The sequence below is a fragment of the Oleiphilus sp. HI0067 genome (genome assembly GCF_001635735.1).
Genome location: NZ_LWFI01000408.1, coordinates 1 through 821, shown reverse-complemented (window position 1 = coordinate 821; position 821 = coordinate 1). Strand labels below are relative to the sequence as shown.

Below are 821 nucleotides of genomic sequence, written 5' to 3'. Positions count from 1 at the left end.
CCAGTTAGGCAAGAAACTTCCTGAGCAATTAAGCCGGTATCGCAGATAAGATCCGCACCAATTTGCGCTACAGGAATACGTCGGTACCCGCCCGTTAATGGGTCTAGATTTGGGCGCGGAGGAATAGGTAGAGAGAGAAGCGATTGCCAAGAGGTATTCATCAAGCCAAACATTAGACGTATTTTTTCTGCATACGGGGACTTGTCATAGTGATGTAAAATAATCGACTCGGTCATTTAATTTCTTCCTTAAGGTCGCACATAGATGATGGTTATTTTTCGATTTATTTGATTACGTGTAACTCACGAGGGAATAGACTAACCTCGTAGAGGATTTTGGCATAGCCTTAATTTGCCAGACCGGCCTATATTAAAACGTAAGATCCTGCCTCATAGATTTGAAAGTACTCAGTGAAAATCGGTAAACGCTTAAGTGCGATAAAACAGCATGCACGGCTGCATCACTATGACCATATATGGGATTGCTGCTGCGATCATGGTTTGTTAGGTATGTCTATAATAGACAGCAGTATTCAGGTGCATTTTGTAGATATCGTTCCAGATATTATCGAATCACTTCAAAACACATTAGAAAAACACTTCCCTATTAACGACAGGTCCGACAGGCATTGGACAACCCATTGTACCGACACGAAGCAGTTGCCACTCAAAAACTATGCAGATCAACGCCATCTTGTAGTGATTGCAGGCGTGNANGTGNTNTANCGCACTTAAGCGTTTACCGATTTTCACTGAGTACTTTCAAATCTATGAGGCAGGATCTTACGTTTTAATATAGGCCGGTCTGGCAAATTAAGGCTA

At 42.2% G+C, this 821-nt stretch carries 2 protein-coding genes; one reads left to right on the top strand and one right to left on the bottom strand.

What is annotated here, in order from left to right; genetic code table 11:
• The coding region (locus A3739_RS04795; protein ID WP_231877010.1) for a glutathione S-transferase N-terminal domain-containing protein at positions 1 to 236 on the bottom strand (236 nt) is incomplete at its 3' end.
• Positions 237 to 410: 174 nt separating this feature from the next.
• On the opposite strand from A3739_RS04795, the gene A3739_RS27990 reads away from it, so the two are divergent.
• Entirely contained in the window at positions 411 to 734 is a 324-nt protein-coding gene (locus tag A3739_RS27990) for an SAM-dependent methyltransferase (protein WP_082878274.1), read from the top strand.
• The last annotated feature ends 87 nt before the right edge of the window (positions 735 to 821 follow it).